Consider the following 7,308-nt stretch of genomic DNA (forward strand, 5'->3'; position numbering starts at 1 on the left):
AGTGAGGGAAGGTGCCCCGCGACCCGCCGTGACGTGGGCCGAACCCGGGAAAGGGTGGGCAGGCGGGCCTCGCTCGCCAGGGATCCTGTCCAAACCGGAAATTGGGGTAGAACGGGGAATGAATGGCTTCTCCCCTGAGTGACCTGGACCCGCGCATCGCCCTGACCCGTCCAGGGGACACGGTGCGGGGGCTGAGCTTCACGGCGGTCCTGCATCTGATCCGCACGCACCTGGGACGCGACACCGCGGACCGCCTGCGCGCGCCGCTGATGCAGCGCAACCCGGTGGACTTCTTCTCCTACCCGGCGGTGGACTTCCTGCGCCTGCTGTCCTTCGCGGCGGAGGCGCTCCAGCCGGAGTTCGGCACGCACGACGCGGCCCTGCGCGCGTGTGGCGGCGCCATCTGCGGGACCTTCTTCGAGTCCACGGTGGGCCACACGCTGCTGCGCCTCACCCTGGGCAACGACCCCAAGCGCATCTACAGCAACGCGCCCACGTCGTACGCCACCGCGGTGAGCTACGGGCAGCGCGAATACCAGGCCCTGGGCGACAAGCGCGTGCGGCTGCTCTTCCGGGACGACCTGCTGCCGGTGCAGGTGCACGAGGGCATCCTCGGCGGGGCCCTCACCGCCCTCCAGCGCGAGGGCCAGGTGCGCGGCACCGAGCTGTCCCTGGGCGAATCCGAGTACCTCATCGAGTGGGTCTGAGAAACACGTCGGGCCCGCCCTCCGGTGAAGGAGAGGGGCCCGGGGGAGGCGAAGCTCGCGCGTCAGCTACTTCGCGGCGCCCGGCGGAGGCGCGGCCTTGCCCGCGACGGCGGCCACGGAGACCGCGTCCAGTTGCTGGGCCATGTCATGCGCCTTGGCGAGGAAGTCCCCGGTCAGCTCCTTGGGCAGCGGATCCGCGCGGGGGAACTTCTGGGTGAGCGGGTTGGCGTAGGTGCCGTTGCGCTTCAGGCCGAAGTGCAGGTGCGGGCCGGTGGAGCGGCCGGTGTTGCCCGAATAGGCAATCACCTGCTTCTGCCGGATGCGGGTGCCCGCGCGCACGCCGTCGCCGAAGCGCGACAGGTGCATGTACTGCGTCTCCATGCCGTTGGAGTGGCGCAGGACGACCATGTTGCCCGCGGCGCCCGCGTTGCCCGCCGACACCACGGTGCCGTCCGCCACGGCCCACACCGGGGTGCCAATGGGCGTCCCGTAGTCCACGCCGTTGTGGTTCTTCACGTACTGGAGCACCGGGTGGAAGCGCGACCCGAAGCTGCTGGTGACGTGCGCGTACTTCAGCGGGCTCTTGAGGAAGGTCTTCTTGGCGCTGGCGCCGTCCTCCTGGAAGAAGTTCGCCTCGCCGTTGGGCAGCACGTAGCGGAACACGCGCTTGTTGCCGACAAGCCCGCCTTCATACGTGGCCGCCAGCACCTCGCCGTAGCGCAGCACGCGGCCCTTGGAGACGAACTTCTCCACCAGGGCCTTCGCCTTGTCGCCCTTGCGCACGTCCCGGTAGAAGTCGATGTCCCACGCGAACACGTCCGACAGCACCAGCCCGATGGACGGGTCCTCGCCGGCCGCCAGCGTCGCGTCGTAGAGGGACGTGCTGATCTCCAGGGAGACGAGCGACACCTGCTTCTCCACCTCGATGGAGCGCTTGCTGCCGACGTACTTCTCCCCGTCGCGGCGCACCTGCCACTCGTCCACGGTGCTCTGGCGGTAGTCGAAGAAGTCCAGCTCGCCGTTGCGCATCACCAGCCGGAACTGGTCGCCCACGCGGGAGCGGCGGAAGTCGAACACGCCTTCCAGCGCCGCGATGACCGCTTCCACCTGCGCGTCGGGCAGCGCCGCTTCATGCAGCGCGCCCGCCAGCGTCTGGCGCGGCTCGATGCGGCGGTTCTTGATTTCGAACTGGGTGGCGGCTTCCGACGTCGAAGCCACCCCGAGGGCGGCGAGGCACAGGAGGGAGGCGGTCTTCATGAGGGCGGACAGGAGTGTAGAGGACTGTTGCACCTCCGCCCAACTCCTGGCTTCACGTCGCCTGCCCGCCCGGCTGCTCCTGCCCTGTGCCCCGGAGACCTACAGTTCCACCTTCTTCTCCGAGTGGTGCTGCCCGTCGAAGCGCAACAGGGCGCCCTTGCCGTCGTAGCGCGTGACGATGTTCACCGGCCGGCGCCACAGGCTCTGGAGGTTGCGCAGCGTCTCCCGCGCGTAGTCGCCCTTCAAATCCTGTCCGTCGTGCTTGTGCGCGAGCAGCAGCTCCGAGCGGTTCTCGTAGTTGCCGTCCACCACTTCGATGATGGGCTGCCCGAAGTTGGTGAGCGACGTGAGCAGCTTGTTCTTCACCTTGCGGAACTCGCGGTCCAGGATTTCCCACGAGTTGCGCTTCTCGTTGAAGCCATACACGAACAGCTTCTGCTGGAGGGCGAACTCGGCGGTGAGGAACGTGTCGATGAAGGTGATGTCGTTGTAGTGCTTGCGGACCTCGAAAATCTTCTCACGGCCCGCGCCCAGCTTCTTGTCCCAGGACTGGCGGGCGCGCAGGTCGTCGCACTCGTCCCATTCCTTGCCGAACTTGCCCTTGTTCCACCGGTCCTCGATGTCCCGCCACAGCTCGATGCCCAGCTTGTACGGGTTGATGGCGCCGGGGCGCACGCCCATGGTGCCGGAGTGGTGGTCCGCGTAGTCGATGATCTCATCATCGCGCAGCGCCCTGCGGGTCATGATGGTGGAGTGCCAGTAGCTGGCCCACCCCTCGTTCATGATCTTCGTCTGGCCCTGCGGCGCGAAGTAGTACGCCTCGTCGCGCAGGATGGAGAGGATGTCCACCTCCCACGGCTCCAGCGGCGCGTGCTCCAGGAGGAAGTACAGCACGTCCCGCTGGGGGCGCTCCGGAAAGCGCTTGCGCTGCGCCTTCTCGTCCTCGGAGTGCTTGCGCTGCGAGTCCAGGAACTCCGAAGGGTTGATGTAGCCGCGCATGTACTCGCGGTTGACCTTGAAGCCCTCCACGCGCTCGTTGGACTTGAGCTCCTCCTCCGCGCGCTGCGGGTCGGGGTTTCTGCGGATGTGCGGCGCGTGCTGGTCGATGAGGTTCTCCAGCGACAGCGTCCGGTCGATGAAGTCCTCCACCTTCTCCACGCCAATCTTGTCCACCCAGCGCCGGACGCGGGTGGCGTGGTTGGCCATGTCGTCAATCATCCGGCGGTTGGTGTGCCGGAAGGAGAAGTTGTTCTTGAAGAAGTCGCAGTGCCCGTAGACGTGGGACATGACCAGCTTCTGGTCCACCTCCGGGTTGCTCTCCATCAAGTAGGCGTAGCAAGGGTCGTTGTTGATGACGAGCTCGTAGATTTTCGAGAGCCCGTACTCGTACCCCTTCGCCAGCTGCTCGTACTCCATGCCCCAGCGCCAGTGGGGATAGCGGGTGGGGAAGCCGCCATAGGCGGCGACCATGTTCATCTCGTCGTAGCTGACCATCTCGAAGACGGTGTCGAAGAAATCCAGGCCGAATTCCTTGGCGTAGCCGTGGATTTCGTCCCGCAGCGACGCGAGGCGGGGTGTCAGGCTCTTGGGCATCGGACGGGTGCTCCGCTGAAGGTTGCTCCGATTGGGAATGGACGACCGCTTCAGCGGCCCTTGCCGAGGAAGTCCTTGATGGACGCGTAGATGGCGTCCTTGTCCGCGATCTCGCTCAACGACACGTTGTTCGTGTCACCCACCGCCTCGCGCAGGTCCTTGATGAACTGCCCGCTGCCGTAGGGGGACTCGACCTGGCCGTAGGCGAACTGGTTCACCTGCGGGAGGATGTCGTTGCGCAGCATTTCAATGCACTGGCGCGTGTCATCCGCGCTCCAGTTGTCACCGTCGCTGAAGTGGAACGGGTAGATGTTCCACGCGCTCTTCGGGTAGTCCGCCTGGATGATCTCCCGGCACAGCTTGTACGCGCTGGAGATCATCGTCCCGCCGGACTCGCGGGTGTGGAAGAACGTGTCGCGGTCCACTTCGCGGGCGACCGCGTCGTGGATGATGTAGCGCGACTCCAGGCCCTTGTATTGGTGCTTGAGCCACGTATCGAGCCAGAAGCTCTCGATGCGGACGATCTCCTTCTGCTCGTCGCCCATCGAACCCGACACGTCCATCATGTAGATGATGACCGCGTTGGTGTCCGGCAGCTCCTGCAGCTTGTAGCTGCGGTAGCGCCGGTCCTCGCGCGTGGGGATGATGACCGGCATCTTCGGGTTGTAGGTGCCGGTGGCGATCTGCCGCTTCAAAGCCTGCTTGAAGGTGCGCTTGAAGTGCCGCAGCGACTCCGGGCCGGTGGTGTTGACGCCCGTGTACTTCACCTTCTGCGTGATGATGCGCTCGCTCTGCCGCCGCTCGATGCGCGGCAGTTGGAGCTCCTCACCCAGGATTTGCGCCAGCTCCTCCAGGGTGACGTCCACCTCCAGGGCGTGGTCTCCCTCGCCCTGGCCGGCCTGGTGTCCGTCCCCGGGCTCCACCGCCCCGGGGCCCAGCTGCTGACCCACCTCGCCGTCTCCCTGTCCGACGCCGCCCTGCTCCTTGTGGCCGTACTTGAAGCGCGGGATGTCGATGAAGGGGATGGGGATGCTGATGGCATCCTTGCCCTTCTTGCCCAGCATCTCGCCCTTCTGCACGTACTTGCGCAGGTTGGCTTTGATCTTCCCGCGGACGATCTGTTTGAAGCGGGAATGGTCCTGGTGGATCTTCAAGGTCACGGCGGCACGTCCCCTGTGTGATGTCCGGAGTTACTCCTTCGCGTCACCACGGGCGAAGATGCTGGCCACGAAGTTGAGGACGTCCGTGGAGCAGATCTCGCAGTACCCGTAGTTCTTCATCATCCGGTCCTTCACCAGATCGATCTTCTCCTGCGTCTCCTTGTCCACGACGGAGGACACCAGGTTCTTGAGCTTGATGCTGTCCTTCTGGTCTTCAAACAGCTTCAGCTCCAGCGCCTTGTGCAGCCGTTCGTTGGTCCGGTAGTTGAAGGTCTTGCCCTCCACGGCGAGCGCGCCGATGTAGTTCATGATCTCCCCGCGGAAGTCGTCCTTGCGGCTCTCCGGGATGTCGATCTTCTCTTCAATCGAACGCATGAGGCGCTCGTCCGGGACCTCGTAGATGCCGGTGTACTTGTTGCGGACCTTCTCCTTCTGGGTGAAGGCCTTGATGTTGTCGATGTAGTTGCCGCACAGCTTGCCGATGGCGTCCTCGTCGGCGCTGATGGCGCGCTGGACCTCGTTCTTGACGATGTCCTCGTACTCCTGCTTCACCGTGGTGAGCAGCTCCTTCATCCGCTTGCGCGCGTCCTCGTTGTTGATGAGGGAGTGCGTCTTCAAGCCGGCTTCCAGCTCGTTGAGCACCATGAAGGGGTTGATGCAGCCCTCGCCCTTGTCGCTCACCAGGGCGTTGGAGATTTTATCCTGGATGTAGCGGGCGCTGATGCCCTCCAGGCCCTCGCGCACGCTCTCCTTGCGCAGCTCCTTGATGTTGTCCTCGGTGAAGTTGGGCAGCGTCTTCCCGTTGTAGAGCTTGAGCTTCTGCAGGAGCGACAGGTTGTGCTTCTTGGGCTCCTCCAGGCGCGTGAGGACGGCCCACATGGCGGCCATCTCCAGCGTGTGCGGCGCGATGTGCTTGCCCTTGATGGCGCGGGAGTTGAAGTCCTTCTCGTAGATCTTCACCTCCTCCGTGAGCTTGGTGATGTACGGGATGTCGATCTTCACCGTACGGTCACGCAGCGCCTCCATGAACTCGTTGCTTTCGAGCTTCTTGTATTCAGGCTCGTTGGTGTGCCCGATGATGACTTCGTCGATGTCCGTCTGCGGGAACTTCTTCGGCTTGATCTTGTGCTCCTGCGACGCGCCGAGCAGGTCGTAGAGGAACGCGACGTCCAGCTTGAGCACTTCGACGAATTCAATGACGCCGCGGTTGGCGATGTTGAACTCGCCGTCGAAGTTGAAGGCGCGCGGGTCGGAGTCGGAGCCGTACTCGGCGATCTTCCGGTAGTTGATGTCGCCGGTGAGCTCGGTGGAGTCCTGGTTCTTCTCATCCTTGGGCTGGAACGTGCCGATGCCGACGCGGTCCTTCTCGCTGAAGATGAGCCGGTTGACGTGGATGTGGTTCATGACCTGGGCGAAGTCGCCCTTGTATTCGGTCATGAGTTCCTTGAAGACGAAGCGGCACGCGGGGCACAGCTCGCAGCCATTGGGGATGGTGTAGCCGGACTCCGGCGGGGACAGCTCCGCGAAGATCTTCGGACGCCACTCCTTGGGGATGAGGTTGAGCGGCTCCTCATTCATGGGGCACTTCATCTTCTCCTTCGTCACCGTGCCGTCAGGCTGCTTCTTGTCGGTGAGCCAGGAGAAGGTGTAGGCGGCGCCCTCCGGGACCTTGGAGTATTCCTCCATGCCCTTCTTGAGCAGGCGGGCGATGGTGGACTTGGACGACCCCACGGGCCCGTGCAGGAGGATGACGCGCTTCTCCGTGCCGTAGCCCTGGGCGGCGGACTTGAAGACGTTCACCAGCTTCATCAGCGGGACGTCCAGGCCGAAGATGGCGTCACGGCCGCCGAAGCGCTCGTCACTGAAGAAGTGGTAGCGCGTCAGCTTCTTCTTGTTGTCGATGTACTCCGACTTTCCGTGACTGAGGATCATGTCGTAGATCCTCTGGAAGGCGGTGCGGGTGACCTTGGGGTTCTTGCGGACGATTTCGAGGTAGTCCTCGAACGAGCCGTCCCAATTGAGTTCCGCGTAGGTCTTCACGTCCTGGAACGCGGCGATTCTGGAGACCCACGAGCCCTTCTCAGCGTCCTTCATGTCTCTCCCTCGAGGCCACCCGGAGGGACGCGAACGGTCGCGTCCTCTTCGGAGAAGCCAACATGGTGAACCTGGAGGGCTGGAAGGCCATTCCACACCCACCCCGATGAGGTCCCAGGCGACGACAATCGCGAAGCTCTCGCCCCTTCGGGACCCCGCCGCGGAGTGGGACCGCGCGTCAGCTCGTGTCGGAGAGAAAAGCGCTCTCCTTCACGGGGTGAAAAGGCACTTCGATTATAAGGACCCTGGCCCACGCTGGGAGGAGCCCCCCCGGTGCGATGTGTCCGGTCCCACCGCGCCCAACCGCGCACTTCCCGACGATTGGGTCCCTGCTGGAGGACACCCCGTCCAGGGGAACCCCCACTGTGGGGCGGCGTCTCCGTCCGCTCCACATGTCGGCGTGATGGCCCGTGCTGCATTCCGTCCCGCCCGGAAGGGTGCGTAACAGCGCGAATCCCGCGCTGCCCGGGGAAGGGGTTTCGCGGTGGGGGAGCGGC

5 protein-coding genes are annotated in these 7,308 nt (G+C 64.4%); 1 reads left to right on the top strand and 4 read right to left on the bottom strand.

Annotated elements, in window-relative coordinates; genetic code table 11:
• Positions 1-122: 122 nt before the first annotated feature.
• Positions 123-707 (top strand): DUF2378 family protein, encoded by a 585-nt coding sequence (locus D7Y13_RS35175; protein ID WP_120585859.1) that lies wholly within the window; start codon positions 123-125, stop codon positions 705-707.
• A 66-nt stretch (positions 708-773) separates the two neighbouring features.
• Here D7Y13_RS35175 and D7Y13_RS35180 read toward each other — a convergent pair whose 3' ends face one another.
• From D7Y13_RS35180 to D7Y13_RS35195, 4 genes are all read right to left on the bottom strand, one after another.
• Positions 774-1,964, bottom strand: a complete 1,191-nt coding sequence (locus tag D7Y13_RS35180; RefSeq protein ID WP_199732967.1) for a peptidoglycan DD-metalloendopeptidase family protein — start codon at positions 1,962-1,964, stop codon at positions 774-776.
• 99 nt (positions 1,965-2,063) lie between these two features.
• On the bottom strand, positions 2,064-3,557 hold the full coding sequence (locus tag D7Y13_RS35185; RefSeq protein WP_120537665.1) for a SpoVR family protein: 1,494 nt from the start codon (positions 3,555-3,557) through the stop codon (positions 2,064-2,066).
• 50 nt (positions 3,558-3,607) lie between these two features.
• Entirely contained in the window at positions 3,608-4,717 is a 1,110-nt protein-coding gene (locus D7Y13_RS35190; RefSeq protein ID WP_120537664.1) for a DUF444 family protein, read from the bottom strand.
• A 30-nt stretch (positions 4,718-4,747) separates the two neighbouring features.
• Positions 4,748-6,811 (bottom strand): PrkA family serine protein kinase, encoded by a 2,064-nt coding sequence (locus D7Y13_RS35195; RefSeq protein ID WP_120537663.1) that lies wholly within the window; start codon positions 6,809-6,811, stop codon positions 4,748-4,750.
• Positions 6,812-7,308 lie beyond the last annotated feature (497 nt).

It is taken from the genome of Corallococcus praedator (genome assembly GCF_003612125.1).
GTDB lineage: Bacteria > Myxococcota > Myxococcia > Myxococcales > Myxococcaceae > Corallococcus > Corallococcus praedator.

Bases quoted from the DNA above. Each gene is read 5' to 3' on its own strand.
- D7Y13_RS35175 (WP_120585859.1), top strand. From the start codon at position 123: ATGGCTTCTCCCCTGAGTGACCTGGACCCGCGCATCGCCCTGACCCGT.
- D7Y13_RS35180 (WP_199732967.1), bottom strand. From the start codon at position 1,964: ATGAAGACCGCCTCCCTCCTGTGCCTCGCCGCCCTCGGGGTGGCTTCG.
- D7Y13_RS35185 (WP_120537665.1), bottom strand. From the start codon at position 3,557: ATGCCCAAGAGCCTGACACCCCGCCTCGCGTCGCTGCGGGACGAAATC.
- D7Y13_RS35195 (WP_120537663.1), bottom strand. From the start codon at position 6,811: ATGAAGGACGCTGAGAAGGGCTCGTGGGTCTCCAGAATCGCCGCGTTC.